18 protein-coding genes are annotated in these 26,932 nt (G+C 70.5%); 4 read left to right on the top strand and 14 right to left on the bottom strand.

Going from position 1 to position 26,932, the window contains the following annotated elements; genetic code table 11:
- The first annotated feature begins 41 nt into the window (after positions 1–41).
- A complete protein-coding gene (locus tag ACFVQ0_RS35985) occupies positions 42–1,001 on the top strand; it encodes an oxidoreductase (RefSeq protein ID WP_390093408.1) in 960 nt (319 codons plus the stop codon).
- 38 nt (positions 1,002–1,039) lie between these two features.
- Here the strand turns inward: ACFVQ0_RS35985 and ACFVQ0_RS35980 are convergent, their stop codons facing one another.
- Together ACFVQ0_RS35980 and ACFVQ0_RS35975 are read right to left on the bottom strand one after the other, a co-directional pair.
- Positions 1,040–1,438 carry a hypothetical protein gene (locus ACFVQ0_RS35980; protein WP_390093407.1) on the bottom strand — a complete coding sequence of 133 codons (399 nt, stop codon included), beginning with the start codon at positions 1,436–1,438 and terminating at the stop codon, positions 1,040–1,042.
- 101 nt (positions 1,439–1,539) lie between these two features.
- Positions 1,540–1,956, bottom strand: a complete 417-nt coding sequence (locus tag ACFVQ0_RS35975; RefSeq protein ID WP_390093406.1) for an acyl-CoA thioesterase — start codon at positions 1,954–1,956, stop codon at positions 1,540–1,542.
- Between the two features lie 291 nt (positions 1,957–2,247).
- On the opposite strand from ACFVQ0_RS35975, the gene ACFVQ0_RS35970 reads away from it, so the two are divergent.
- Positions 2,248–5,268, top strand: coding sequence for a carbohydrate binding domain-containing protein (locus tag ACFVQ0_RS35970; RefSeq protein ID WP_390093405.1), 3,021 nt, complete (start codon positions 2,248–2,250; stop codon positions 5,266–5,268).
- Between the two features lie 75 nt (positions 5,269–5,343).
- On the opposite strand, the gene ACFVQ0_RS35965 is transcribed toward ACFVQ0_RS35970, so the two are convergent.
- From ACFVQ0_RS35965 to ACFVQ0_RS35940, 6 genes are all read right to left on the bottom strand, one after another.
- Positions 5,344–6,414, bottom strand: a complete 1,071-nt coding sequence (locus ACFVQ0_RS35965) for an aldose epimerase family protein (protein WP_390093404.1) — start codon at positions 6,412–6,414, stop codon at positions 5,344–5,346.
- Between the two features lie 37 nt (positions 6,415–6,451).
- Entirely contained in the window at positions 6,452–7,474 is a 1,023-nt protein-coding gene (locus ACFVQ0_RS35960) for a LacI family DNA-binding transcriptional regulator (RefSeq protein ID WP_390093403.1), read from the bottom strand.
- Between the two features lie 102 nt (positions 7,475–7,576).
- Complete coding sequence (locus ACFVQ0_RS35955; protein ID WP_390093402.1) at positions 7,577–8,638, bottom strand: ABC transporter permease; 1,062 nt, start codon at positions 8,636–8,638, stop codon at positions 7,577–7,579.
- Complete coding sequence (locus ACFVQ0_RS35950) at positions 8,635–9,609, bottom strand: ABC transporter permease (protein ID WP_024493761.1); 975 nt, start codon at positions 9,607–9,609, stop codon at positions 8,635–8,637. Before ACFVQ0_RS35950 ends, ACFVQ0_RS35955 begins: the two co-directional genes overlap by 4 nt.
- Positions 9,606–11,279 (bottom strand): sugar ABC transporter ATP-binding protein, encoded by a 1,674-nt coding sequence (locus tag ACFVQ0_RS35945; protein ID WP_390093401.1) that lies wholly within the window; start codon positions 11,277–11,279, stop codon positions 9,606–9,608. Before ACFVQ0_RS35945 ends, ACFVQ0_RS35950 begins: the two co-directional genes overlap by 4 nt.
- 255 nt (positions 11,280–11,534) lie before the next feature.
- Complete coding sequence (locus ACFVQ0_RS35940; RefSeq protein WP_390093400.1) at positions 11,535–12,620, bottom strand: ABC transporter substrate-binding protein; 1,086 nt, start codon at positions 12,618–12,620, stop codon at positions 11,535–11,537.
- Positions 12,621–13,151: 531 nt separating this feature from the next.
- On the opposite strand from ACFVQ0_RS35940, the gene ACFVQ0_RS35935 reads away from it, so the two are divergent.
- A complete protein-coding gene (locus ACFVQ0_RS35935) occupies positions 13,152–15,599 on the top strand; it encodes an RICIN domain-containing protein (RefSeq protein ID WP_390093399.1) in 2,448 nt (815 codons plus the stop codon).
- A 94-nt stretch (positions 15,600–15,693) separates the two neighbouring features.
- Complete coding sequence (locus tag ACFVQ0_RS35930) at positions 15,694–18,039, top strand: AbfB domain-containing protein (protein ID WP_390093398.1); 2,346 nt, start codon at positions 15,694–15,696, stop codon at positions 18,037–18,039.
- A gap of 95 nt (positions 18,040–18,134) precedes the next feature.
- On the opposite strand, the gene ACFVQ0_RS35925 is transcribed toward ACFVQ0_RS35930, so the two are convergent.
- The 6 genes from ACFVQ0_RS35925 to ACFVQ0_RS35900 form a co-directional block, all read right to left on the bottom strand.
- Positions 18,135–18,647: a GNAT family N-acetyltransferase gene (locus tag ACFVQ0_RS35925; protein WP_390093397.1), complete on the bottom strand. Its 513-nt coding sequence runs from the start codon at positions 18,645–18,647 to the stop codon at positions 18,135–18,137.
- A 106-nt stretch (positions 18,648–18,753) separates the two neighbouring features.
- A complete protein-coding gene (locus ACFVQ0_RS35920; RefSeq protein WP_390093396.1) occupies positions 18,754–22,035 on the bottom strand; it encodes a LamG-like jellyroll fold domain-containing protein in 3,282 nt (1,093 codons plus the stop codon).
- 210 nt (positions 22,036–22,245) lie between these two features.
- On the bottom strand, positions 22,246–24,684 hold the full coding sequence (locus ACFVQ0_RS35915) for a GH92 family glycosyl hydrolase (protein WP_390093395.1): 2,439 nt from the start codon (positions 24,682–24,684) through the stop codon (positions 22,246–22,248).
- A gap of 248 nt (positions 24,685–24,932) precedes the next feature.
- A complete protein-coding gene (locus ACFVQ0_RS35910; RefSeq protein WP_390093394.1) occupies positions 24,933–26,030 on the bottom strand; it encodes an NADH:flavin oxidoreductase/NADH oxidase in 1,098 nt (365 codons plus the stop codon).
- 128 nt (positions 26,031–26,158) lie between these two features.
- On the bottom strand, positions 26,159–26,431 hold the full coding sequence (locus ACFVQ0_RS35905; protein ID WP_390093393.1) for a DUF1876 domain-containing protein: 273 nt from the start codon (positions 26,429–26,431) through the stop codon (positions 26,159–26,161).
- A gap of 85 nt (positions 26,432–26,516) precedes the next feature.
- The gene (locus ACFVQ0_RS35900; protein ID WP_390093391.1) at positions 26,517–26,900 is read right to left on the bottom strand and encodes a hypothetical protein; all 384 of its coding nucleotides are present in this window, start codon (positions 26,898–26,900) and stop codon (positions 26,517–26,519) included.
- Positions 26,901–26,932 lie beyond the last annotated feature (32 nt).

The following is a 26,932-nucleotide window of genomic DNA, read 5'->3' as shown; positions in this document are numbered from 1 at the left end:
CGCCTTGACCTGGAGTGCGGTCCAAGTCCTAGCGTCGGGGGATGATCACGAAGCAGCTCAGGATCGGCACCGGATTCGGTGCCCACAGCACGGCAGACGACGTTCTCGCCGGGATCGATCTGACCGGCACGACCGCCCTGGTCACCGGCGGGTACTCCGGGCTCGGGCTGGCGGCCGGCCGCGCTCTCGCCCGAGCGGGAGCACACGTCGTCGTCCCCGCCCGCCGGCCCACGACCGCGCAGCGCGCGCTGCACGGCATCCCCGGTACGGAGGTGTACGCGCTCGATCTGGCGGATCCGCGGAGCGTCCGGTCCTTCGCCGAACGCTTCCTGGACACCGGCCGTCCGCTGGACATCCTCATCAACGGCGCGGGCGTGATGGCCTGCCCGGAAACCCGTATCGGCCCCGGCTGGGAGGCGCACTTCGCCATCAATCACCTCGGCCATTTCGCGCTCGTCCAGCATCTCCGTCCGGCCCTGGCCGCTGCCTCCAGGGGGTCACGGGTGGTGTCCGTGGCCTCGTCCGGTCATTTCCTGTCCGGCATCCGCTGGGACGACATCCACTTCCGCGCCGGGTACGACCGCTGGCTGGCCTACGCCCAGTCCAAGACCGCCAACGCCCTCTTCGCCCGGCACCTCGACGGCCTCGGCTCCGGCCTGGGGCTGCGGGCCTTCTCGGTGCACCCCGGCAGCATCCTCACCCCGTTGCAGCGTCACATCCCTCGCGAGGAGTGGCTCGCGCAGGGCTGGGTGACCCCGGACGGGAAGCCGGCGGCGGGCTTCAAGTCCCCGGAGCAGGGCGCGGCGACGGCTGTGTGGGCGGCGACGTCACCGCTGCTGGAGGGGCACGGGGGCGCCTACTGCCAGGACTGCGACATCGCGGAACCGGCCACCACGGAGGACATGCTCGTCGGCGGGGTCAAGCCCTGGGCCACGGACCCGGAGGCGGCGTCCCGGCTCTGGGAGCTCTCCGCCGGACTCACCGGGCTGGACGCGTTCTGACGGAGAGCGCGGGCGAGTCGCGGGCCGGTGGTGACGGGTCAGGGCAGGTACGGCCAGACGCTTACGCGGTCTCGGCCGACGTGAACCTCGATCCATGACCCGTCGGCGCCGTCCGGGGGCCGGGGGCCGGCGAGGTCGAAAAGGATCAGCGCGCCGCCCATGTCCAGGACGGCCACGCTGTCCTCCGTGAGGCTGAGCCGGCCGCGGAAGACGACGCGGCCGGCGTCCTGCGACAGCCTGGGCGTGGGAGAGGCCGCGGGCCGCGTGTTCGCGGCCCAGGTGATGTCCTCGTCGACGGTCCACTCGACATGGTGCTCGGCGTCCGGCCCGTCCGGGGCGCCGCACCAGTGCACCACGGCGGTTCCGACCGCGCAGTGCACGCGGACCACCGCGGGCGTCGAAGGGAGCTGCCGCACTGTCTCTGTTCTGACCAACACGCGGCCATCCTCCCGGACCGCATCCGCGACTGGACGACTCTGCCGATAAAGCCCCCGTCCGGGTACTCGATGTGCGTGTGTGCCGGCCGCATGCGCGTAAGTCAGCCGCTCAGCAGCTCCGGGTCCTTGGCGAGCGAGGCGAGGCGGCCGCCCGGGTCGGGCACCAGCCTGCGGGTCGACAGGTCGAGGATGCCCGCGACGCCGGTGATCTCCGCCGCCACCGAGCCGTCCTCCTTGAGGATCTGCTGCGCCATCGTGAAGGTCTTGCCCGTCCCGTAGTCGAACCGGCAGGACACCCGTACGCGCTCGCCGCCGCGCAGTTCCTTGCGGAACTTCACCGTGACTTCCAGCGCCACCGGCCCCACGCCGTCGGCCAGCAGCTTCTCCTGGGGAAGCCCGGCGGCGCGCAGCAGCTCCCAGCGTGCGTGCTCGGCGTACTGGAGATAGACGGCCTGATTCAGATGGCCCTGGGTGTCGAGTTCATAGCCCCGCACTGTGACGTCAACAAAGAAGGTCATGGACTTCGCAACAGCCCGGCGTATTCCGGCATTCCCTCACTCCCGGGGCGGGCATGGCGGGACCCGGGGCAACGGGCCGTGCCGCAGCCCTTTACGTACCTGTCATGCCCAGGTAACTTCCTGACCGCAAAAGATTGCAGCAAAATTCAGACAGCTCTTGCTGTCGGATGCACTGCTCGCCCGAACCCCGAGGCGCGTCCGGGTTCTCCGGCGGGACCCGCGGGGTGCTCGATGGGCACCCCGCTCAGCCGTGGCGGCCCCGGTGGCCGTCGCACTCCCCTGGAGAGTCGAATGAAACGCTCCCCCCATCCACGGCTCAGACGCCTCCTGGCAACGGCGGCGGCCGCGGCCGGGCTGCTGAGTCTGCTCACCGCCGTACCGGACCCGGCGGACGCCTCGTCAGCCGTACCCGTGGCGGCCGCCGAGAACACGGCGACGGTCTTCTACTACACCAAGACCCGTGACTGGTCCGCGTACAACCTTCACTACGCGCCCGACGGCGGCTCCTGGACGGCCGTGCCCGGCGTGCGGATGGAGGCCGCGTGCACGGACTGGGTCAAGAAGACCGTTCCGCTGGGCGGTTCGGCGGGACTGGCCGCCACCTTCACCGACGGTTCGGGGGTCTGGGACAACAACTCCGGGAAGAACTACGCGCTGGGGACCGGCGCCATCACCGTCAAGGACGGAGTGGTGGCGCACAGCGACCCGTGCGCCGGAACCGGGCCCGGCGAGGACCCCTCGCCGGGGACCGGGAACAACGCGACGGTCTACTACTCGACCACGACCGTCGGCTGGAGCACCACCAACCTGCACTACCGGCCCGCCGGCGGCTCCTGGACCACCGTGCCGGGCGTCGGCATGGAGCCGGCCTGCACCGGCTGGGTGAAGCGCTCCGTCGACCTCGGCACCGCGACGGAGATGCAGGCCGCGTTCAACAACGGCAACGGGGTCTGGGACAACAACAACGGCAGCGACTACCGCGTCCCCTCCGGGGTCTCCACGGTCAAGGACCGGAAGGTCACCAAGGACGCCCCCGACCCGTGCGTCGCCGAACCGGCGGACACCGAGGCCCCCACCGTCCCCACCGCCGTGAAGGCCGACGCGGACGGCGTCTCGATCGTGCTCACCTGGGAACCGTCCACCGACAACCGGGGGGTGACGAAATATCAGGTCACCCGCACGGGCGGCGGCAAGGGCACGAGGGTGAGCGACGTCGGCTCGACCGTCTTCTCCGACGCGGGCCTGGAGGAGAGAACGGCGTACAGCTACACCGTCAGGGCGGTCGACGCGGCGGGCAACACCTCGGCGCCCTCGACCGCCGCCGAGGCGACCACCGGGACCAGACCGGCGGCTCCGGCCCCCGGCAAGCCGCTGGGCACCGACCCGCGCAAGGACCCGATCTACTTCGTCCTCACCGCCCGCTTCAACGACGGGGACACCGGCAACAACCGGGGCGGCAGCCAGGACGTGAAGTCCGGCAACGCGGCCAACAACGACCCCATGTTCCGGGGGGACTTCAAGGGCCTGGTCAACAAGCTCGACTACATCAAGGGGCTCGGCTTCTCCGCGATCTGGATCACTCCGGTGGTGCTGAACCGGTCCGACTACGACTACCACGGCTATCACGGCTACGACTTCTACAAGGTCGACGGCCGCCTCGAATCGGCCGGTGCCTCGTACCAGGACCTGATCAACGCCGCGCACGCCAAGGGCATGAAGATCTACCAGGACGTCGTCTACAACCACTCCTCGCGCTGGGGTGCCAAGGGCCTGTACACCCCGACCGTCTACGGCGTACGCGACGACCAGTGGAGCTGGTACTACGACGAGAAGAACGAGGGCTTCGAGTACGACGGAGTGAGCGTCGAGACGAAGTCCGGGAAGTCGTACTACAACGGCGATCTGTGGTCCACCGCCGAGCCCTCCGGCAACACCTGCGTCGACTGGGGCAAGCCCACCGGCGGGAAGTCAGCCGAGGGGTACACCATCTACAACTGCCAGTGGCCCAACCCGACTTCCGGCATGTTCCCGAAGATCTACTACCACAACTGCTGGCTCGGGAACTGGGAGGGCGAGGACTCGCGCTCCTGCTGGCTGCACGAGGACCTCGCCGACTTCAACACCGAGTCGGCTCCCGTCCAGAACTACCTGATCGGGGCGTACGACAAGTACATCGACATGGGCGTCGACGGATTCCGCATCGACACCGCCGTGCACATCCCGCGCACCACCTGGAACCGCCGCTTCCTGCCGGCGATCCAGGAGCGCGTCACCCAGCGGTTCGGCGCGGAGGCGGCGAAGAACTTCTTCGTGTTCGGTGAGGTGGGCGCGTTCGTCAACGACAAGTGGAACCGGGGCTCGGTCAACCACTCGGCGCAGTTCTACACCTGGAAGGAGCGTAAGGAGTACGACGCCGACGACACCAAGGCCGCACTGGAGATGTACGACTACGAGGAGAAGCTCGGCACCGGGGCGCAGCCGACGTCGGCCAACGCCTTCCTGGACGGGAACGCCTATCACACGCCCGACCACAGCGAGTTCTCCGGCATGAACGTCATCGACATGCGGATGCACATGAACTTCGGTGACGCCGACAACGCGTACAACAACGGCAAGGACTCGGACGACAGTTACAACGACGCCACGTACAACGTCGTCTACGTCGACAGTCACGACTACGGCCCCAACAAGAGCAGTGAGCGCTATGCGGGCGGCACCGACGCCTGGGCCGAGAACATGGCCCTGATGTGGACGTTCCGCGGCATCCCGACCCTCTACTACGGGTCGGAGATCGAGTTCCAGGCCGGCAAGCGGATCGACTGCGGGCCCAGCTGCCCGCTGGCGACCACGGGCCGCGCCTATTACGGCGACCACCTCGCGGGCACGGTCGAGGCGTCGGACTTCGGCAAGGTGTCCTCGGCCACCGGCGAGGTCGCGAACACCTTGAGCAAGCCACTGGTCAAGCACGTGCAGCGGCTCAACGAGATCCGCCGCGCGGTGCCGGCCCTGCAGATGGGCCAGTACTCCACCGAGGGCATCACCGGCTCGATGGCGTACAAGCGGCGCTACACCGACGCCGCGAGCGGGGTGGACAGCTTCGCCCTGGTGACGGTCACCGGCGCGGCCACGTACACGGGGATCCCCAACGGCACCTACAAGGACGCCGTCACCGGTGACACCCAGGTGGTGGCGGGCGGCAGGCTGAGCGTGGCGGCCCCCGGCAAGGGCAACACGCGGGTCTACGTCCTGGACCTCGGTGGCAGCAACGCGGCGCCGGGGAAGGTCGGTTCGGCGGGACCGTATCTGAAGTAGCGCGACATGCCAGGAGGCCCGGCCGGCGGAAGGTGCGACATCCGCGGGCCGGGCCGTCTCATGGGCGCGGCGGGGTCAGGCCGAGGCGGCCAGGTGCGGGAACCTGAACTCGGTGCGGCTGCGGAAGACCTGGTCCGGGCGGAGCACGGTACCGGGGTGGTCCGGCCGGTTGGGTGAGTCGGGCAGGTGCTGGGTCTCCAGGCAGACGGCGCTGTGGCGTTCGTGGCGGCCGCCGCCGAGAGCGGTGAGGGTGCCGTCGAGCTGGTTGGCGGTGTAGACCTGGATGCCGGGTTCCGTGGTCCACACCTCCATGATCCGCCCGGCGCCCGGGGCGGTGAGGCGGGCGGCCCGGCGCAGGCCCGTGCCGGGCGACCGGAGGATCCAGCAGTGGTCGAAGCCGCCCGCCCTGCGCAGCTGTTCACCGGGGAGCGCGATCCGGTCCCCGACGGTGCGGGGGGTGGTGAGGTCGAACGGGGTGGCGTGCACCGGCGCGGCCGGGCCCTCGGGGATGCCGTCCGCGTCGACGGGGAGGTAGCTGTCGGCGTCCACCTGGAGGGTGTGGCCGAGGATGTCGCCCTTCGCGGCGAGGTCGAAGTAGGCGTGGTTGGTGAGGTTGACGACGGTGGGGCGGTCCGTTGTCGCCGTGTAGTCGAGGGCGAGGGTGCCTTCCGGGCCGAGGCTGTAGGTGACGGTGACGTCCAGCGTGCCGGGGAATCCCATGTCGCCGTCGGGGCTGCGCAGCGTGAGCCGCAGCGTCGCGGCCGTGTCTGTGGCCTCCCCCTCGGCCTGCCAGACGCGGGTGTGGAAGCCCTCGGGCCCGCCGTGCAGGGCGTGTCCCCGGTCGGTGGCGGGGACCTGGTGGTCCGTTCCGTCGAGGGTGAAGCGGCCGTGCGCGATGCGGTTGGCGAAGCGGCCGATGAGGGCGCCGAAGAACGGGTTGTCTCCCGTGTAGTCGGCCAGGCCGGCCAGCGACCGGACGACCGACGCGGGGGCTCCCCCGGTGTCCGGCACGGTGAGACGGTGCAGGATGCCGCCGTAGGTGAGGATCTCGGCGCGGACTCCGCTGCCGGAGTCGAGCGTCCAGACATCGACGTCCGTGTTGCCATGGGCGCCGAACGGTTTGCGGTTCACGGTGGGGCGAGGCATCAGAGGTCCTTGCGAGGAGCGGACGGCCGGGACCGGACTACGATCCGGCCGGCCGGGGGACGGTGGACTCCCGGACGATGAGCCGGTAGCCGGGCCGGGGGCGCCGGGGGGCGGGCGAGGCGTCGCCGGAGAGCCGTTCCACCAGACTGTCGACGGCGAGCCGGGCGATGGCCGCCTTGTCCGGGGCGACCGTGGTCAGCGTGGTGGCGCCGTAGAGGCTCTCCTCGATGTCGTCGAACCCGACGACGGCGACGTCCTCCGGGATGCGCAGACCGCGTTCTGAGAGGGTGCGCATCGCCCCGATGGCGATGAGGTCGTTGTACGCGAACACGGCGTCGGGCTGTTCACCGCGGTCCAGGAGCGCGGCCATTCCGGTGGCGCCGTCCTCGCGGCCGTAGCCGTCGGTGACCACGACGAGCGACTCGTCGGGGGTGATGCCCGCTGCCGCGAGCTCCTCCCGCCAGCCGCGCAGCCGCAGGTGGGCCGGCTGCCGTTCGCGGCCGGTGCGCGAGCCGAGGAAGGCGATCCGCCGGTTGCCCTGGTCGATGAGGTGGCGCACGGCGTCGCGGGAGGCCGCGACGTTGTCGATGGCGATGTGGTCGTAGGGCGCCTCGTACTCGCGCTCGCCCAGCAGCACCAGCGGGGCGGTCTCGGCCCGCGCCATCAGGTCCTCGGTCTCCAGGTGGATGGGGCTGAGGATGAGGCCGTCGATAACATGGGACCGGAAACCCTGGCTGACCAGGAGTTCCTTCTCGCGCAGCCCGCCCGTGTGGTCGACCAGCACGGTGTAGTCGTGCCGGGCGGCCGCGTCGACGACCTCTCCGGCCAGCTCCCCGAAGTAGGGGTTGCCGAACTCGGGGACGGCGAGGGCGATGATGCCCGTACGGCCCTTGCGCAGATGCCGTGCGGTGAGGTTCGGCCGGTAGCCGAGCTCGTCGATGGCCTGCTGCACCTTGGCACGCATCTTCGGTGTGACGTGCTGGTAGTTGTTCACCACGTTCGACACGGTCTTGATGGATACGCCCGCCCGTTGCGCAACGTCCTTGAGGCTGACGCCCACGGCACTCCCTGAATCGACTTGACGCGCGTTGAGGCGCGGTGGCCCGGCTCCGCCGGTTCGGTTCGGCTCGGCCTGTGCCGGGGCCCGGGCCCCGGCACAGGTTCAAGTGGTTCTGCGGCTGCGCGCCAGATAGCGCTGGGCCACGACGACAACGATAAGGAACCCTCCGCTGACCACGGACTGGTACGAGGAGTTCAGCGAGCCGATCTGGTTGATCAGGTTCTGGATGACGGCGAGCAGCAGTACGCCCCAGAGCGTTCCGCTGATCGATCCGGCGCCGCCGATCAGGAGCGTGCCGCCGATGACGACGGCGGAGATCGCGTCGAGCTCCATGCCCACGCCGACGATGGTGACCCCGGACGACAGCCGGGCCGCGTTGAGCGCGCCGGCGAGTCCGGCGAGCAGTCCGCTGAGCGTGTAGACCAGCATCTTGGTACGGGCCACGGGCAGGCCCATCAAGGTGGCCGCGTCACTGCTGCCGCCGACGGCGAAGAGCGTCTGTCCGAACGAGGTGCGCTGGAGGAGGAGACCGCCGACGCCGAAGAGCACCAGGGCGATCAGGATCGGGTAGCCGAAGCCCCAGACGCTGCCCTGCCCGAGCTCGGCGAAGGCGGAGCCCTTGGGGATCAGGTAGGTGGTGGCGCCCTCGTCGGTGATGGCGAGGAGGATGCCGCGGGCCCCCAGCAGGGTGGCGAGGGTGACGATGAAGGGGGCCATTCCGGCGCGGGCGACCAGGAAGCCGTTGAGCAGACCGACGGCTCCGCACGCCACGAGCGGCACGAGCAGTGCGGCCAGGAAGCCCCACTGGGAGGCCCAGGCGGCGAGGACGCCGCCCAGCGCGAAGACCGATCCGACGGACAGGTCGATGCCGCCGGTGATGATGACCATGGTCATGCCGAGGGCGACCACCGCCAGGAACGACGCCTGGACGGTCACGCCGCGGGCGTTGTCCAGGGTGTGGAACGTCGGGTAGATGAACGACGCGACGATCACGACCGTGAGCAGGACCGCGAGCACGCCCTGGCGCTGGAGGAGCTCGGCGAGCCGCTGTCCGAGCGGCGGTGGTGCGCCGGTCACGGGGCCGGCCGTGCCGCCGTCCGTCGGGGCGGGGGTCTTGCGCGGTGCGGGGGCCTGGGCCACCGGTGCGGGTGAGGTTTCGTTCATCGGGACCGACGCTCCCGGGCGACGTAGACGGCGGCGATGATGATGGCCGCCTGGGCGATCTGTGCGGTGGAGTCGGGCAGGTCGTGCTTGACGAGGGTGGCGCGCAGCAGCTGCATGAGCAGGGCGCCGGCGACCGTGCCGAGCACCCGGACGGAGCCGCCGTTGAGCGGGGTGCCGCCGACCACGACGGCCGTGATGGCGGAGAGCTCCATGAGGGTGCCGAGCGAGGAGGGGTCGCTGGCGGTGAGCCGGGCGGTGGCGAGGATGCCGGCCAGTGCGGCCAGCACCCCGCAGAGCACGTACACACCGATCAGTACGCGGCGCACGGGCAGTCCGGCGAGCGAGGCGGCGGACCGGTTGCCGCCGATGGCGACGATCTGGCGGCCGAAGGTGGTGCGCTGGACCAGGAAGGCGACGGCGGCCGCGAGGACGGCGGCGATGAGTACGACCAGCGGGATGCCGAGGAAGGATCCGGTGCCGAGCGAGAGCAGGTCGGGGTTGACGATCTGCTTGAGCTGGCCGTCCGCGATGACCAGGGCCAGTCCCCGGCCGCCGACGAACAGGGCGAGGGTGGCGACGATGGGCTGGAGTCCGACGAGGGAGACCAGCGTGCCGTTGACCGCTCCGACGAGCGCACCGGCCAGCAGTGCCATGACCAGCGCGGGCACCAGTCCGTAGCCGAGGTAGAGCGGCAGGAGCGCGGCGGCCACCGCCATGGTCGAGCCGACGGAGAGGTCGACGCCCTCGGTGCCGATCACCAGGGCCATGCCCAGGGCGACGATGACGATGGGCGCGACCTGGACGAGCTGGGTGCGGAGGTTGTCCGCGGTCATGAAGTGCTCGGTGAAAAGGGCGTTGAAGAGGAGCACCACCGCGACGGCGAGGTACACCCCGTACTCCTGGTACCAGGCGGGGTCGCGCAGCCGCGCCCAGGGGCGGGCGGCGGGGGTGGAGAGTGTGGCCTGGGTCATCGGGGGTCCTCCTGAGCGGCCGGGGCCTTCCCTGCGGGCGCCGGTGAGTGGTCGGCGAGCACTTCGAGCAGATGGCTCTCGGCCACCTCTTCGCCCGCCAGTTCGCCCGCGACCGCTCCGCCGCGCAGGACGACGATGCGGTCGGCGCCCTCGATGAGTTCCTCGATGTCGGAGGAGATGAGGAGGACGGCGAGGCCCTCGCGGGCGAGGTCGTCGATGAGGCTCTGTACCTCGGCCTTGGCGCCGACGTCGATGCCCCGGGTGGGCTCGTCGAGCAACAGCACCTTGGGTTCCAGGCAGAGCCAGCGGGCGAGCAGTACCTTCTGCTGGTTGCCGCCGGAAAGCTCGCCGACCTTCTGTTCGGGGCTCGCCGCCTTGATCCGCAGCCGCTTCATGAAGATCTCGACGATGCGGTCCTGCTTGGCGCGGGAGACGATGCCCGCACGGGAGAGGCGCGGCATCGCGGCCAGCACGATGTTCTCGCGCACCGAGAGTCCGGGGACGATGCCCTCGGCCTTGCGGTCCTCGGGGAGCAGGCTGATGCCGGCGCGGATGGCCGCGGCGGAGGAGAGCCGGCGCAGGGTGCGTCCGCCGATCCCGATCTCACCGGAGTCCAGGCCGAGCGCACCGGCCAGGGCCTTCGCGGTCTCGCTGCGGCCCGAGCCGAGGAGTCCGCCGAGGCCGAGCACCTCACCGGCGTACAACGACAGTGATATGTCGTGGAGCTGGTGGTTGCGGGAGAGGCCGGAGGCGGTGAGTACCGGGGTGCGCGAGGCGTCGTGGCCCTCGGAGCCGAAGCTGGTCACGCCGGAGCGGCGGACCTCCGCCATGTCGCGGCCGAGCATCATGGAGACGAGCTGCATGCGGTCGAGGTCCGCCAGGTCGCCGGTGTGGATGTGGCGGCCGTCGCGGAGCACGGTGACGCGGTCGCAGATCCGGTAGAGCTCGTCCATGCGGTGGCTGACGTAGAGCACCGCGATGCCGCGTGCGCGCAGGTCCTCGATGACCCGGAAGAGGGTCTCGACCTCGCGCGGCTCCAGCGAGGAGGTGGGCTCGTCCATGATGACGACCTGGGCGTTGACCGAGACGGCTCGGGCCAGCGCGACCATCTGCTGGGTGCCGATGCCCAGGGTGTGCAACGGCCGCTTGGGGTCGACGCGGACGCCGAATCCGTCGAGGAGTTCGGTGGTCTCACGGTTCATCCGGGAGAAGTCGATCAGGCCGAAACGGTTCTTCGGCTCTCGCCCGAGGAAGATGTTGCGCGCCACGCTCATCAGCGGGACGAGGTTCACCTCCTGGTAGATCGTGGAGATGCCGGCCTGCTGCGCCTCGAACGGGCGGCCGAAGGCGACCTGATCCCCGGTCAGCCGCAGCTCGCCCTCGTCGGGCTGGTACACCCCGGTCAGTACCTTGATCAGGGTGGACTTTCCGGCTCCGTTCTCCCCCACCAGTGCGTGGGTCTCCCCGGCGCGCAGGGAGAAGGAGACGCCGTCCAGGGCGACGACGCCCGGGAATCGCTTGCTCACCGCGCGGGCTTCGAGGACGGCCGCGGCCGGTGCGGCGGCGTCCGACGCGCCGGCGGCCTCCTTCACGAGGGGGCCGGGCGAGGGTGCCTCCTTCGCGTCGGCGGCCGGCTCCGGCGGCTGCGGTACTGCTTCGGGTGGTGCCATGGCTGGTCTTGGCCTTCCGCTCTTCCAAGGGTGTGGGCCCGGTGGCCGCCGTGACGGGTGGGAGCGTCACGGCGGCGGTGCCGCGTCGGGGGCGGTGCGGGCCGGTCGGGACGCGTACGGATCGGTACGCGTCCGGCCCCGGCCCGGCGAACTCCCCCACGGTTGCTGGGGCGTGTCCGCGAAGTCGCGTCGTCCGCCCGGAGGGCGGGCGGGACTTCGCGGACACGCCCTACGGGCAGGTGGAACCGGTGACGGTCAGAACGCGCCGCCGAGCGAGGCCTTGGCGTTGGACTCGTCGTAGGCACGGTCGGAGATGATGACGTTCTCCGGGATCGACTCGCCGCCGTAGAACTTCTGGGCGGTCGAGAAGGCCAGCGGGCCGAAGCGCGGGTTCGACTCGATGACGGCGTTGTACTCGCCGTTGACCAGGGCCTGGACGGCGTTGCGGGTGCCGTCGACGGAGACGATCTTGACGTCCTTGCCGGGCTTCTTGCCCGCGGCCTTCAGCGCGGTGAGCGCACCCAGTCCCATCTCGTCGTTCTCCGCGTAGACGGCGGTGATGTCGGGCTTGGACTGGATGAGCTGCTCCATGACCTGCTGGCCCTTGTCGCGGGCGAACTCACCGGTCTGCTGGGCGACGATCTGCAGGCCGGGCGCCTTGGCCTTGAGCTGGTCGACGAAGCCCTTGGTGCGGTCGGTGGTCGTGTTGTTGCCCGAGGTGCCGAGCAGGATGGCGACCTTGCCCTTGCCGCCGGTCGTCTTGATCATCGCGTCGGCCGCGCGCTTGCCCTGCTCGACGAAGTCGGAGCCGAGGAAGGACACGTAGTCCTTGCACGCGGTGGAGTTGAGCTTGCGGTCGATGGTGAGGACCGGGACCTTCTTGGCGGCGGCGGCCTTCAGCGCCGGCTCCAGGCCGTCGGAGTTCAGCGGGGCGACGATGAGGAACTGGGCGCCCTGCGACAGCATGTCCTGGATGTCGCTGATCTGCTTGGACAGCTGCGACTGGGCGTTGGTGGTGAGCAGCTTCTTGACACCGACCTTCGCCGCCTCGTCCTTGATGGACTTGGTCTCGGCGATCCGGAACGGGTTGGCCTCCTTCTCCGACTGGGAGAAGCCGACCACCGCGTTCTTCAGGTCCAGCTTGGGCGCCCCGTAGCTCTGCAGCGAGCAGCCGGAACCGGAGGAGGACTCGGGGGACTTGGCCTCCTGTGCGCCCTGGCTGCTGTCAGCGCTCGCGTTGTCCGAGCCCTCCGACTTGGAGCAGCCGGAGGCGGCCAGCGTGGCGGTGGCGGCGAGGAGGCAGGCCACGGCGAGGGTACGGGTTCGGCGCTGGATCATCATGCGCGGGAGCTCCTTGGCGGGTTGACGGCACACCGGCGGGCGTGCGGTCGGGCATGGCTGGACGACGCATCGGCCGCGCGGCGGCTGATGTCACTGCATTCCTCACGACCCCCGTCATGCTTCGCGGGGGTGGTCCCCAGCTGCACGAACTGCGGTCGTGAAAGCCTGCGCGGCCTCTCGGCGGCTCGGTTTACAACGTTATATAGGCGGCGTGGCACGGGCGGCAAGAGCGTTGTCGATGCGTTTCCAAAATGTGTCGGAGCCGACCGGGGCGAAATGACGGCCACCGGGCCCCGGTTACTGCCGCAACCCTGGACAGCCGCACGAGGCCCGTGCTGTCATACCGCCGGTAGCCAAATTTCCAACGTTGCAAGCACCGGGCCGCGCAGCCCTTCCGGCCGCGACGGCGCTTCTCGCCATGCACGCGCTCCGGCTCCCCCCGGTCCGCCGCGTCATGACGGCCCCACACGTGTCATGTGCCTTCCCCGAGCCGGAGCCCCGCACGGCCGGCAGAGAGCAGGAGCCCCCTCCATGCCCCTGAACCGCAGACAACTCATGGCAGGCGCGCTGGCCACGGCCGCCGCCGCCACGGCGGCGAACGGCCGCTGGGCCACCACCGCGACCGCGGCCGAACACCGGGTGAAACCGGCCCACGGCGGTCACTACTCCCCCAACGCCGCGCCACTGCACCCGACGGCGTTCCTGAAACTCCCGCCGGGCCGGGTCACCGCACGCGGCTGGCTGGCCGGACAGCTGAAACTCCAGCTGGACGGTCTCTGCGGCCGGTACGAGGAGTTCTCCCACTTCCTCGACTTCGCCGCCACCGGCTGGGTCCGCCCCGAACTGGGCGGCTGGGAGGAGGTCCCGTACTGGCTGCGCGGCTACACCGACCTCGCGATCGTCACGGGTGACGCCACGGCGCTGGCGGCGGTGCGCCGCTGGTTCGACGCGATCCTCACCACCCAGCAGTCCGACGGCTTCTTCGGCCCGAAGTCGCTGCGTACGTCGTTGAACGGCGGCCCGGACTTCTGGCCCTTCCTGCCGCTGGTCCAGGCGCTGCGCTCCTGGCAGGAGTACACCGGCGACACCCGGATCATCCCGTTCCTGAGCAAGTTCTTCCGCTACATGAACGCCCAGGGGCCGGGCGCCTTCAACACCAGCTGGATCGCGCTGCGCTGGGGCGACGGGCTGGACAGCGTGTTCTGGCTCTTCAACCGCACCGGCGACACCTTCCTCCTCGACCTCGCCGACAAGATCCACGCGAACGGCGCCGACTGGGGCGACAACCTGGTCAACCCGCACAACGTGAACATCGCCCAGGGCTTCCGCGAGCCCGCCCAGTACGCGCTGCGCAGCGGCTCGGCCCAGGACACCCGGAACACGTACGGGACGTACGGCAAGGCCATGGACCAGTACGGGCAGTTCCCCGGCGGCGGCTTCGCCGGGGACGAGAACGCCCGCCCCGGGCACGGCGACCCCCGGCAGGGCTTCGAGACCTGCGGAATCGTCGAGTTCATGGCCAGCCACCAGCTGCTCACCCGGATCACCGGCGATCCGCTGTGGGCCGACCGCTGCGAGGAACTGGCCTTCAACTCGCTGCCCGCGTCGCTCGATCCCTCGGGCAGGGCGATCCACTACGTCACCAGCGCCAACAGCGTGGATCTGGACAACGTCCCCAAGAAGGACCGGCAGTTCCAGAACGGCTTCGCCATGCAGGCGTTCCTGCCGGGCGTCGACCAGTACCGCTGCTGCCCGCACAACTACGGCATGGGCTGGCCGTACTTCACGGAGGAGCTCTGGCTCGCCACCCCCGACGGGGGCCTCGCCGCCGCGATGTACGCCGCCTGCGAGGTCACCGCCAAGGTCGCCGGCGGCACCGAGGTCACGTTCACGGAGGAGACCGGCTACCCGTTCACGGACTCGGTCACGCTCACCCTGAAGGCGCCGGGGCAGCTGCGCTTCCCGCTGGTGCTGCGGGTGCCCGCCTGGTGCGACGCCCCGGAGATCAAGGTGAACGGGCGCCGGGTGGACGCCCCGGCCGGTCCCGCCTTCACCCGCGTCGAACGCACCTGGGCCGACGGTGACAGGGTGACCCTGCGTTTCCCGCAGACGACCACCGTCCGCACCTGGGAGCAGAACCACCACTCCGTCAGCGTCGACCGGGGCCCGCTCACGTACTCGCTGCGGATCGGTGAGGAGTACCGCCGCATCGGCGGCACCGATCAGTTCCCGGAGTACGAGGTGCACGCCACCGGTCCGTGGAACTACGGGCTCGTCCTGGACGGGCGGAAACCGGCCGCCTCGCTGCACCACCACACCGTGCGCCACGTCAGGGACGACAACCCCTTCACGCTGGACGGCACCCCGCTGACCATGACCGCACGGGCCCGCCGGATCCCGGAGTGGACGGCGGACGGCGAGCATGTCGTCACCCCGCTCCAGGACAGCCCCGCCCGCAGCGCCGAGCCGGTGGAGGAGGTCACGCTCGTCCCCATGGGCGCGGCGCGGCTGCGCATCACCTCGTTCCCGACCGCCGGTCCGGACGGGACGCCCTGGCTCACCAACGGCTGGTACCGCATCCGCAACCGGCACTCCGGGAAGGTGCTGGGCGTCGACAACATGTCCACCGCCGACAGCGCCCACGTCGTCCAATTCGGTGACACCGGCACCGACGACCACCTCTGGCAGTTGGTTCCCGAGGGCGACGGCTGGTACCGCGTCCGCAACCGCAACTCCGGGAAGGTCCTCGGCGTCGACAACATGTCCACCGCCGACAGCGCCCACGTCGTCCAATTCGACGACAACGGCACCGACGACCACCTCTGGCAGCTGGTTCCGGACGGCGACGGCTGGTACCGCGTCCGCAACCGCAACTCCGGCAAGGTGCTGGGCGTCGACAACATGTCCACCGCCGACAGCGCCCACGTCGTCCAATTCGGTGACACCGGCACCGACGACCACCTCTGGCAGCTGGTCTGACCCCCTGACCGTTCCCCCCGCACCGCTCCCCGCGCCACCCGGCGCGGGGAGTTTCCCCGTACCGGGGCAGCCCCCCGGCGAAGGAGACGAACCGATGAGCCGCTTACGTGTTCCGGGCCGCAGGCCATGGTGGAGACGGACGATCGCCACCACCGGACTGCTGGCGCTGGTGGCCACCGCCCTGGTGGGAATCGGCACGGCACCGGCCGGCGCGGCGTCCTGGACGCCCAAGCCCGCCCCCATGACCACGCCCTGGACGAGCCAGGTCCCGGTGGACAAGCCGCTGCCCGAGTACCCGCGCCCGCAGCTCACCCGGCCCGACTGGGCCAACCTCAACGGCATCTGGGACTTCGCCGTGACCGGCCGCGACGCCGGGCAGCCCGCGTCGTTCACCGATCAGATCCGGGTGCCGTTCGTCGCGGAGTCGGCACTGTCCGGCATCCAGCGGAAGATCACCGAGAACGACAAGCTCTGGTACAAGCGCACCTTCACCGTGCCGTCCGACTGGAACGGGCGCCGGGTCGAGCTGAACTTCGGCGCGTCCGACTGGCAGACCACGGTCTGGGTCAACGGCACCCAGGTCGGCGCCCACAAGGGCGGCTACGACTCGTTCGGGTACGACATCACGCCGCAGCTCAACGGCGGTACGAACACCGTCGTGGTCTCCGTCTACGACCCGACGCAGACCGGCGGGCAGGCCGTCGGCAAGCAGCGCATCAACGACGTGCAGCCGCATAGCGGCGGCGGGATCTTCTACACCGCGGCCTCCGGCATCTGGCAGACCGTCTGGCTGGAACCCGTCGCCGCCGCGCACATCACCCGCCTCGACATGACCCCCAACCTGGGCGACAGCACCCTGCGGGTGAAGGTGCAGGGCGCGTCCGCGTCCGGCCGCAGCGCCCGGGTCACCGTCTCCAGCGGCGGGACCGTCGTGGGTACGGCAACCGGGACCGTCGGCTCCGAGATCTCCGTAGCGGTGCCCAACGCGCATCTGTGGACCCCGGAGGACCCGTTCCTGTACGACGTGAAGGCGGAACTGCTCGACGGCTCGGCCGTCACCGACTCGGCCGGCAGCTATACGGGCATGCGGTCCATCGCCGTGGCGAAGGTCGACGGCGTGCTGCGCCCGGTCCTCAACGGGAAGTTCGTCTTCCAGACCGGCACCCTGGACCAGGGCTACTGGCCGGACGGCATCTACACCGCGCCGACCGACGCCGCGCTGAAGTCGGACCTCCAGGCCCACAAGGACCTCGGGTTCAACATGGTCCGCAAGCACATCAAGGTCGAACCGCAGCGCTGGTTCTACTGGGCGGACAAGCTGGGTCTGCTGGTCTGGCAGGACATGCCCGCCATGGACACCGGCAAGAGCCCCGACTCCGCCGCCCGCACCCAGTGGGAGTCCGAGTTCCACGCGATCATCGACCAGCACCGCAGCTCGCCCTCGCTGGTGATGTGGGTGGACCAGAACGAGGGCTGGGGCCAGTACGACCAGGCCAGGATCGCCAACGAGGTGAAGGCGTACGACCCGACCCGGCTGGTCAACAACATGAGCGGGGTCAACTGCTGCGGCTCCGTGGACGGCGGCAACGGGGACGTGGTCGACAACCACATCTACGTCGGCCCCGGCAACACCGCCCCGACCGCGACGAGAGCCGCGGTCCTCGGTGAGTTCGGCGGCCTCGGCTACAAGGTCCCTGGACACGAGTGGTTCCCCGGCGGCGGCTTCAGCTACGAGGACCAGCCGAGCGTCTCCGCGCTGAACAACCGGTTCGTCGGACTGCTCGACAGCATCCGGGTCGGCCAGCTGCCCGCGGGCCTCTCCGCCTCCGTCTACACCGAGATCACCGATGTGGAGAACGAGGCCAACGGGCTGCTCACCTACGACCGTCAGGTCGTCAAGGTGGACACCGCCCGGGTGAAGGCCGCCAACCAGGCCCTCATCGACGCCTCACGGAACCCCGCTCCCCCGGTGACCCTGCCCACCGGGCAGTACAAGTCGCTGCGCGTCACGACGCCCGGGTACACCAACAAGTACCTGCGCCATCAGGAAGCGCTCGCCTTCACCGAGGTCGTCGACAGCGGGAGCAGCGCGCTGCTGAAGAACGACGCCACGTGGAAGATCGTCACCGGGCTCGCCAACAGCAACTGCTACTCGCTGGAGTCCCGCAACTATCCCGGCGAGTACCTGCGGCACCGGGACTTCCGGGTCCGACGGGACGCCAGTGACGGTTCGGCGCTGTTCAAGGCCGATGCCACCTGGTGCGCGGTCGCCGGTTCCGGCGGGGTGCGGCTGTCCAGCGCCAACCTGCCGGGCAGCTATCTGCGCCACATCGACTCGGAGGTGTGGCTGGCCACTCCGGGCGGCACCCACGCCTGGGACAACCCCGCCACGTTCACCGAGGACACCACCTGGGCGGTCGAGGCGCCCTGGGCTCCCTGACCTGCTCCTGGGCACGGTCCGCAGCACGCCGACGGCCCGGCCGTGACGCATGAAAGCGTCGCGTCCGGGCCGTCGGTCCGTCCTCGGCGGGTGCGCTAGCGCGGCTCACCGGCCGGGGCGAGGTACGTGTGCAGCAGCGCCGTCCGGCCGTCGGCCGTCGTCCAGTCGCCCTCCCGGCTGGAGACGAGCCGCCAGCCGGCGCGCTCGTAGAGCCGGACGGCGGCGGTTCCGCCGTCCTCCACCTCCAGCACCGGCCGCAGGCCGTCGGCTGTCGCGGCGGCCACCGCGGTCGCGAGCAACGCTGTGGCCACCCCGCTCCGCCGGGCCGACGCCGTCGCGAACAGCCGTGACACCGAGGCCAGTGCGTCCGGTGGGAGCCCGACCTCGGCCGCCATGGCATGCCCGGTCCGGGTCAGCGCGACATGCCCCAGGACGTCGGGGCCGTCCCAGGCCGCCCAGACGTCGAGCAGCCCCTCGGGGGTCAGCCAGCCCGCCGGGTCGTCCGGCCACCGGGCCGGGTAGCGGTCCGCCTCGTACACCGTGGCCAGTGCCTCGACGCAGGCCTTCAGCTCGTCGTCGCGGCGGCGACGGATCTCCGGATCATCCATCCGCCGATCCTCACACGACGCCCGGCCCCGGCCGGCTGCCGGGGCATGCCGCTGCCTGCCGTCGCACGGGTGCGAGGGCAGGCAGCGGGTCACCGTACCGGACCTGCTACGGCTGTCCGGCGTCGTGCAGCGCGCTCACCTCGTCGGCGGTGAGGGCCTTGTCGTACACCCTGACCTGGTCGATGGAGCCGTTCCAGAAGTCGCCCTTCTCCCCGGCGTACTGCCCGCGGCCCACCGACAGGGGGCCGGTGCTCACGTCGGCGGGACCGGCCGGTGCGGTGGCCGCGAGGCTGCCGTCGACGTACAGCTTCAGCTCGTCGCCCGCGCGCACGCCCACCAGGTGGTACCACTTGCCGGTCTCGGGCGTCATCTCCGCCCGCGCGCGCTTGCCGCCCGGCGTGCTGAAGGCGAACGCGCCCTGCCCGTACTGGAGATAGAACGGGTTCTCCGTGCGGCGGCCGTCCTGGCTGACCGCCGTCGCGTAGTTGCCGGGCAGCGCGTCGAGCGAGGCCCAGGCGGAGACGGTGTAGTCGCCGGTGGTGTCGACGGCCGGGCCCGCCGTCTGGGCGTACTGGCCCGCGCCGTCGAACTTCAGCGCGGAGCCCTGGACACCGCGCGTCCAGGTGGTGCCGGCGGAGAGGGTGAGCGGGAGCCGGTTGGGGCCCTGGTCGGCGGCCTTGGTGCCCTTGCCCTCGTCGAGGTTCCAGGCGGCGCCGCCCTTCACCTCGTCGCGGTGGCCGGCGTTCGCACCGGCCGCGATGACCTGCTGGTTGATCTGGCGGACCTTCTTCGGGTCGACCTTGATCTCGCGCCGGTCGTAGGTGTAGAGACCGTTCAGCTCGTTCTCCAGGTCGCTGACCTGGGTGTACACCGAGCCGGACAGTTCGGCGCCGGCGGCGGCGAGGTAGTACGTCCGGGTGTTGTCGACGTACTTGGCGGTGAGGGCGTCCTTGTCCGCGACGCCGCTGTAGATCGCCGCGGGCGCGCCCGGCCACATGTGCCCGGGGCTGCGGAGGGTGAAGCCGCCGTGCTCGCCGTCCATGGCCGCCCGGTCGTCCGGGAAGGGTGCCTCGTTGTTGAGGTAGTCGTGGTGGTCGATGATGTCGCCCTTGCCCGAGTCACCCTTGGACGAGCAGCAGTTGACTCCGCTGTGCGCGTTGACGACACGGGACGGGTCGGCGGCCTTGACGGACTCGGCGATCTTGCCGGTCTCGGTGCGGTCCCATTCGCCCCAGCCCTCGTTGAAGACGATCCAGCCGCCGATCGAGGGCGAGTTGTGCAGCTGCTCCATCATCTGCTTGCCCTGCGAGAGGAAGGCCTGCTGACCCTTCTCACCGGTGATGTCGGAGGAGACGAAGTCCTGCCAGACCAGCAGTCCGAGCTGGTCGGCGTGGTAGTACCAGCGTGCCGACTCCACCTTGATGTGCTTGCGCACGGCGTTGAAGCCGAGCTCCTTCTGTGCCTTCAGATCGAAGGTCAGCGCGGCGTCGCTCGGCTGGGTGTAGAGACCGTCGGGCCAGAAGCCCTGGTCCAGCATGGCGAGGGAGTAGAACGGCTTCCCGTTGAGCACCAGCTTCTGGTAGCCGCCGACCTTCTGGATGCCGAGGGAGCGCATCCCGAAGTAGCTGGTGACGGTGTCCTTGGAGCGGCCGTCGGTGAGGCTGACCCGGAGGTCGTACAGGTACGGGTCGTCCGGGGTCCAGAGGTGCTGCTTCTTCACCGGCAGGCTCAGCGCCTGGTTGGCCGGTCCGGAGACCGTGCCGACGACCTTGCCCTTCTTGTCGCGGGCGACGGCGGTGATCCGCGCACCGGCCGAGGCCTGCGCGGAGTTGACCTTCAGGGCCAGGGTGCCCTTGTCGATGTCGGGCGTGGTCGTCAGGGAGTCGACGGAGGCGGGGGCCACCGGCTCCATCCAGACGGTCTGCCAGATGCCGGAGGACGGCGTGTAGACGATGCCGCCGGGGTCGCGGGACTGCTTGCCCTTCGGCTGGTCGTCACCGGTGGTGTCGGTGACGGCGACGACGATCTCCTGCGGGCCGCTGCCCTTGACCGCGTCGGTGATGTCCGCGCTGAAGGACGTGTAGCCGCCGGTGTGCTCGGCGACCTGCTTGCCGTTGACCCAGACGGTGGCCTGGTAGTCGACGGCACCGAAGTTCAGCTTCAGCCGGTTGCTGTCGCCCTTGCCGTGCTTGTCACCCTTCACGGACCAGTTCTTCGGCACCGTGACGAGCTTGCGGTAGAACATGTGGTCTTCGTGGCGCTCCAGGCCGGAGAGCTGCGACTCCACGGGGAAGGGCACGGTGATGCGCTCACCGAGCTTCTTCCCGAAGACGGGCTTCTCGCCGGCCTTGGCCCCGGCGAACTCCCACGGCCCGTTGAGGTTCTTCCAGTCGTCACGGACCTGCTGCGGCCTGGGGTACTCGGGCAGCGGGTGGTTACGGTCGAGCTTGTCGCCCCAGGTCGTGGTGAGGCGGTGCGTGGACAGGTTCTTCGCGGTGCGGCTGATCTGGGGAACGGCCTTGCCGCCCACCGTGAGCCCGGCCTTGCCGTCGTACGCGACCCGGACCTGCTGGTCCTGCTGCACGGGGGCGGTCAGGGTGACGAGCAGCGCCTTGGCGTTGCCGGGCACGCGGGCGACGGACTTCACGGGGATCGGCGAGGTGTCCGCCTCCAGCGTGAGGTGGTCCTTCACCGAGGAGTAGGCGCCGACCTTGTCGTCGAACGCCAGCTGGAGGCGCTGTCCGTCGCTCGGGACGCTCAGTCCGACCGGGTAGACCTCGAAGTCGGCCGGCGGGGTGAAGGCGGACTCCGGGACGATCTGCTTGGCGAGCTTCGCGCTGGACCAGCGCAGGAACATGTTGGCGCCGCCGGTGTCCTGGAACATCTCCAGCTTGAACTCGTGCGTCTCGCCCGCCTTGAGCGCGATCGGCTCGCTGGTCTGCTCGTTGTCCCAGTCGGGCTCCCAGTGGTCGATGACCACCTTGCCGTCGATGTAGAGCCGGAAGCCGTTGTCGCCGCTCGCGGCGAAGGTGTAGTCGCCGTCCTCGGGGGCCGTGATGCCGCCGGTCCAGCGGGCGGTGGTGTTCTCGGTCTGCCCGGTGGTGGACTCGAACGTGCCGGTGAGACCGGGGAAGTTGATCTGCGGGTCGAGGGCGACCCCGCCGAGCTTGGCGAAGTCCCGCGCGCCGGGCGCGGACATGCTGTAGTACTCGCCCTTCAGCCCGTGGACCTCGGTGGCCGGGTCACCGGCCTTGAACGTGGTCGCGGAGGCGGCGCCGGCGGCTGCGGCGGGGGTGGCCGCGACGGCCGGGACCAGGGTGGCACCGGCGGGGATCAGCAGCGCGGCGGCACAGACCGCCGTTCGGAACAGAGCGCGGGGGCGGGGCATTTGTCGTCTCAAGGCGTCGTCCTGTCGAGAGAGCTAGAAGTGCCTCGAACCTGTGAGGCACGGCACACAATCGAACATTCAGCCACAGCAACAAACGTAAAACAACAGTCATGCACAGGGAATTTTCAACGATAGAAAGACCGGCCGCCGCACCCGGTGCCGGATCGCCGCGCCCCGTTCGCGGCGATCCGGCACGGGGTCACCGGCCTGTCAGCGCGGCAGCCCCGAAGTGGCTGTCGCCCAGCTGGTGTTGGGCTCACCGGAGAGCCTGAAGGCCAGCGTGCCGCCCCTGGTGAGCAGGCTCGTGTCCGTCCATGAGCGGTCGCTGCGCCTGCCGTTGACCGTCACCGCGTCGATGTACGCGTGCGCGGCGTCGGCGGCCGGGGCGGTGAGGGTGATGTCCCTGCCGTGCGGCCGGTCGATCACCGCCTTCGGGAACAGCGGGGCGCCCAGCAGCATCGCGCCGCCGCCCGGCGACTGCGGGTACAGCCCCAGCGCGGAGAAGACGTACCAGGCGGACATCGTCCCCAGGTCGTCGTTGCCGGGCAGACCGCGCGGGCCCGTCCCGTACACCGTGTTCAGGATCTCGCGGACGGTCGCCTGGGTCTTCCACGGCTGACCGAGCGCGTTGTAGAGCCAGGGGGCGTGGATGCCGGGCTCGTTGGTCGGGTCGTAGCGCACGGAATCGCCGCCCTTCACCGACCAGGAACCGTCCGCCTTGTGGAAGAAGCCGTCGAGGCGCCGCGCCGCGACGTCCCGGCCGCCCATCGCCGCCGCCAGCCCCTGGACGTCCTGCGGCACCATCCAGGTGTACGTGGCGCTGGTGCCCTGTGCGAAGCCGAGGTCGCTTCCCGGACTGAACGGGGAGACCCAGGAGCCGTCGAGGTTACGGGCCTGGATGTAGCCGTCGGTGCCCGCGCCGTCCGTCGCGTCGGGGTTGAACACGTTGCGCCACCAGCCGCCGCGCTCCTTGAACGCCTTGGCCTCCTTGTCCCGGCCGAGCAGCGCGGCCCAGCGGCCGAGCGCGTCGTCGGCGACCGCGTCCTCCAGGGTCTCTGCGGCTCCGCCCCAGCAGTGGCAGACGTCCTGCGGCGCGTAGTGGGACTCCAGGTACTGCGCCAGGTTGGGCCGCTGGCCGGTGCACTGCCCCGGGCAGCCGGCGTCCGAGAGGCCGTCGTCGACGGGGACGGTCGCCTGGCGGGCCAGCGACTCGTAGGCGCCCTCGTAGCCGAAGTTCCGCACCCCCATGGCGTAGAACGTGGCGAGGGTGGCCGCCGTGGGGTCACCGGTCATGACGTGGGTCGCGCCGTTGATGTGCACCCAGCGGTCCCACACACCGCCGTTCTGCCGGGCGAAGTTGTACAGCGACTGGGCGAAGTCCCCGGCGATGTCCGGTTTCAGCAGGGCGAGCAGCTGTATCTGTGCCCGGTACTGGTCCCAGCCGGAGAAGTTGCTGTACTGCGCCCCCTGTCCGCGCTCGATCCGTTGCGGTTTGCCGTCCATGCCCGGGTAGCGGCCGTCGGTGTCGCTGATGATGTTGGGCTGCATCAGCGAGTGGTACAGCGCGGTGTAGAAGGTGGTGCGCTGCGCCTCTGTGCCGCCTCCGGTGCGTACGGAGTTCAGCTCCTTGTCCCAGCTCCGGCTCGCGGCGGCCGCCACGTCGGCCACGCCCGCGTGCGGGGCGATCTCGTCACGGAGGTTGGCCTCGGCGCCGGCCAGGCTGACGTAGGAGATGCCGATCCGCATGTGGACGTCGTTGTCGGAGGCGGTGTCGAAGCCGACCCAGCCGCCCGATCCGCGCCCGGCCCGGTCCGCTCCGGTGGCGTAGCCCTCGCCGCCGCTGCCGGAGGTCGACCCCGGGGCGAGCGTGCCGTCCTTCCAGGTGCCGGTGGTAGAGAAGGCGCGGTCGAAGGAGGCGCTGAAGTAGAGCCGGTAGTAGCTCTTGCGGTTGTTGGTACCGCCGTTGGCCCGTCGCCCGCAGAACGCGCCGGTGAGGACGGAGCCGGTGACCTTGCGGTGCGCGGTGTCGATGTCGACCTGGGCGTCCTCGCTGCCGTTGAGCGAGTTGGAGACCCGGAAGAGGAGGCTGGCGGGCTTCCCGGCGGGGAACGAGAAGTCGGCCACCCCGGCCCGTCGGCTCACGGCGAGGTCGGCCCCGGCACCGGAGTCCAGGCCGACGGTGTAGCGGCCGGGGACGGCTCGTTCGTCGTCGTGGGAGAAGTCCGAGGCGTAGACGGCGTCCTTGGTGTCGGCCGACGGCGAGGAGGTGACGTCCCCGACGAACGGCATGATCGGGATGTCACCGGCCGCGCCCGGGTCGCACCCGGCGCCGTTGACGTGGGTGAGGCTCAGCCCGCGCAGCCGGGTGGTGTCGTACTGGTACCCGTTCGCGGCTCCGGTGCTCGTCTGGTCGCCCTTGGTGCTCGTGGGCGACCAGGCGATCATGCCGTTCGGGAGGGTGGCGCCGGGAAAGGTGTTGCCGCCGTTCGCGCTGCCGATGAGCGGGTCGACGTAGGCGGTGGGGCGGGTCGCGGGGGCGGCGGCTTCTGCTGCCGGGGGCAGCACTGCGGCGGCGAGTGCTCCGGTGACGAGCACGGCGGCTGTCCGCGCGGTGAGGCGCCGGGCCACGGGCAACGGTCTGGTGGGCATGTCGCGGTACCTTCCAGGGAGTTCGGACAACGTTGTCTTCGTCCGGGGTCCGGCCGGGGACAACGGTGATCGATTCGCGGCCGAGCGTAGATCCCTGCGGCGCGGGAGGGAATGCCCCAGCCGTCATCCCCGGTGAACGCGCGGTGAACGGTTGCCGTGTCGCTCCACGCGCGCGTCCGCCCTCCGCGCACCTCCCGGGCGGGCCGGGAGGGAGTGTGCGCGGAGGGCGGACGGCGGTCGGGCGGCGGTCAGATCGCGTACTCGTACTGCTCGGGAACGCGTACCGTGCCGCACAGTTCACGCGCCGCGTGCTGCGCCCACGACGGGTTGCGCAGGAGTTCGCGGCCCAGGAGCACGGCGTCCGCCCGGTCCTCGTCAAGGATCTTCTCGGCCTGCTGCGGGTCGGTGATCAGGCCCACGGCCGCGACGGGCAGGCCGGTCTCCCGCTTCACCCGCTCGGCGAAGGGGACCTGGTAGCCGGGCCCGGTCGCGATGCGGGCGCGGGGTGCGTTGCCGCCGGTGGAGACGTCCAGCAGGTCGACCCCGTGGTCCCGCAGCTCGGCGGCGAGCCGGACGGTCTCGTCGGCGGTCCAGCCCTCGCGCTCGTCGTCGGCGTTCTCGGTGAGCCAGTCCGTCGCGGAGACCCGGAAGAAGACGGGCAGGTCCTCGGGCCACACCTCGCGCACGGCGTCGACGACCTGGAGGGCCAGCCGGACCCGGTTCTCGTAGCTGCCGCCGTACTCGTCGGTGCGCCGGTTGCTGTGCGGGGAGAGGAACTGCCCGATGAGGTAGCCGTGCGCGCCGTGCACCTCGACGACCTGGAAGCCCGCGTCGAGCGAGCGGCGCGCGGCCTCGCGGAAGTCCGCGACGACGCCCTGGATCTCCTCGACGGTCAGCTCGTGGGGCACGGGGTGGCCGGTGTCGAACGGCAGCGGGCTGGGCGCGACGGGCGTCCAGCCGTGCGCCTCGGGCCCGACGGGTCCGCCGCCGGTCCACGGAGCGGCGGTCGACGCCTTGCGCCCGGCGTGCGCCAGCTGGATTCCCACCACGGAGCCCCGCGCCTTGACGAAGTCGGTGATCCGGCGGAAGGCCGCGGCCTGGGTGTCGTTCCAGATGCCGAGGTCGGCCGGGCTGATCCGGCCTTCCGGGCTGACGGCCGTCGCCTCGGTGAGGATGAGCCCGGTGCCGCCGGCGGCGCGGGCCGCGAGATGGGCGAAGTGCCAGTCGGTCGGTACGCCCGCCTCGGGCCCCACCGGTTCGGCGCAGTACTGGCACATCGGCGCCATCCACACCCGGTTGGGCACGACAAGCGACCTCAGGGTGACGGGCTCGAAAAGGGCACTCACGACGGACTCCGTTTCGCCGGGTACGGAAGAATCGCTAGTACGATACATCCCGTACTACGACGTCCGTCAAATTACGACGCCTCTCGTACGAGGCCGGGTCCGTAGCCCCCTGAGGGCTGTCCGGCCGATCAGGTCAGCGGATAGGACGTACGGCCGGACTCCTCGTCGATCTCGTCGTGCGCCTTGGTCAGCAGCTTCATCGCCAGCTCGTTGAGCGCACGCGCACCGGCGATCTCCTCGCCCACCCGGGGCTGCTCGGAGTCCGCGGGATGCCTGCTGGCGTAGCCGTGGGCCCGTACCTCGCTCCCGTCGGAGAGCCGCACCAGAGCGGCGGCGCGGGTGCGGTGGGAGTCCTCCTCGAATTCCAGCTCGATGTGCCATCCGACAGCGGTCTGCGTCATGGGTGCTCACCTCCGGAGGTTCTTCCTCCAGGGTGCGCCCCTTCACCCGGCGGTGCGCGGCGGGAGCAGGGGCGACCGGGGGCGCCTACCGGCCGCGGCGGCGCAGGGTGATGCGGGCGTCCGCGTCGTACAGCTGGTTCCAGCCGCGTCCGGCGCCCGACTTCCAGGTGACGTGGACGGTGGCCCCGTCGACCCTGACACCGTCCACCGTCATCGCACGGTCGCCGTCCCGGACGTCTCCGCGGCGCAGTTCGCCGGCCCTGACCGTGACGGGGTCGGCCGTACGCACACTGTCGGCCTCGTCCGCCGCGAGCCCGAGGGCGGTGGCCAGTTCGCGGGCCCGCTCCGGAGTGCAGATCAGCGCGAGCTCTCCTTCCGGTGTGCCGAGCCTGATCTCGACGCCCTCGCCGACTGGGGTCACCTCAAGGCGTTCGGCCGGCACAGCACTGTCCTCGTTCACGTTCTTCATCCGCTCTGCTACTCCCCTGTGCCCGGAGTTCC

It is taken from the genome of Streptomyces sp. NPDC057900 (assembly GCF_042887885.1).
GTDB lineage: Bacteria > Actinomycetota > Actinomycetes > Streptomycetales > Streptomycetaceae > Streptomyces.
This window is presented reverse-complemented; position numbering and strand designations above follow the sequence as displayed.

Excerpts from the sequence above, each read along its gene's own strand:
- ACFVQ0_RS35985 (WP_390093408.1), top strand. The coding sequence starts at position 42 with ATGATCACGAAGCAGCTCAGGATCGGCACCGGATTCGGTGCCCACAGC.
- ACFVQ0_RS35975 (WP_390093406.1), bottom strand. The coding sequence starts at position 1,956 with ATGACCTTCTTTGTTGACGTCACAGTGCGGGGCTATGAACTCGACACC.
- ACFVQ0_RS35970 (WP_390093405.1), top strand. The coding sequence starts at position 2,248 with ATGAAACGCTCCCCCCATCCACGGCTCAGACGCCTCCTGGCAACGGCG.
- ACFVQ0_RS35965 (WP_390093404.1), bottom strand. The coding sequence starts at position 6,414 with ATGCCTCGCCCCACCGTGAACCGCAAACCGTTCGGCGCCCATGGCAAC.
- ACFVQ0_RS35955 (WP_390093402.1), bottom strand. The coding sequence starts at position 8,638 with ATGAACGAAACCTCACCCGCACCGGTGGCCCAGGCCCCCGCACCGCGC.
- ACFVQ0_RS35950 (WP_024493761.1), bottom strand. The coding sequence starts at position 9,609 with ATGACCCAGGCCACACTCTCCACCCCCGCCGCCCGCCCCTGGGCGCGG.
- ACFVQ0_RS35945 (WP_390093401.1), bottom strand. The coding sequence starts at position 11,279 with ATGGCACCACCCGAAGCAGTACCGCAGCCGCCGGAGCCGGCCGCCGAC.
- ACFVQ0_RS35940 (WP_390093400.1), bottom strand. The coding sequence starts at position 12,620 with ATGATGATCCAGCGCCGAACCCGTACCCTCGCCGTGGCCTGCCTCCTC.
- ACFVQ0_RS35935 (WP_390093399.1), top strand. The coding sequence starts at position 13,152 with ATGCCCCTGAACCGCAGACAACTCATGGCAGGCGCGCTGGCCACGGCC.
- ACFVQ0_RS35930 (WP_390093398.1), top strand. The coding sequence starts at position 15,694 with ATGAGCCGCTTACGTGTTCCGGGCCGCAGGCCATGGTGGAGACGGACG.
- ACFVQ0_RS35925 (WP_390093397.1), bottom strand. The coding sequence starts at position 18,647 with ATGGATGATCCGGAGATCCGTCGCCGCCGCGACGACGAGCTGAAGGCC.
- ACFVQ0_RS35920 (WP_390093396.1), bottom strand. The coding sequence starts at position 22,035 with ATGCCCCGCCCCCGCGCTCTGTTCCGAACGGCGGTCTGTGCCGCCGCG.
- ACFVQ0_RS35915 (WP_390093395.1), bottom strand. The coding sequence starts at position 24,684 with ATGCCCACCAGACCGTTGCCCGTGGCCCGGCGCCTCACCGCGCGGACA.
- ACFVQ0_RS35905 (WP_390093393.1), bottom strand. The coding sequence starts at position 26,431 with ATGACGCAGACCGCTGTCGGATGGCACATCGAGCTGGAATTCGAGGAG.
- ACFVQ0_RS35900 (WP_390093391.1), bottom strand. The coding sequence starts at position 26,900 with ATGAAGAACGTGAACGAGGACAGTGCTGTGCCGGCCGAACGCCTTGAG.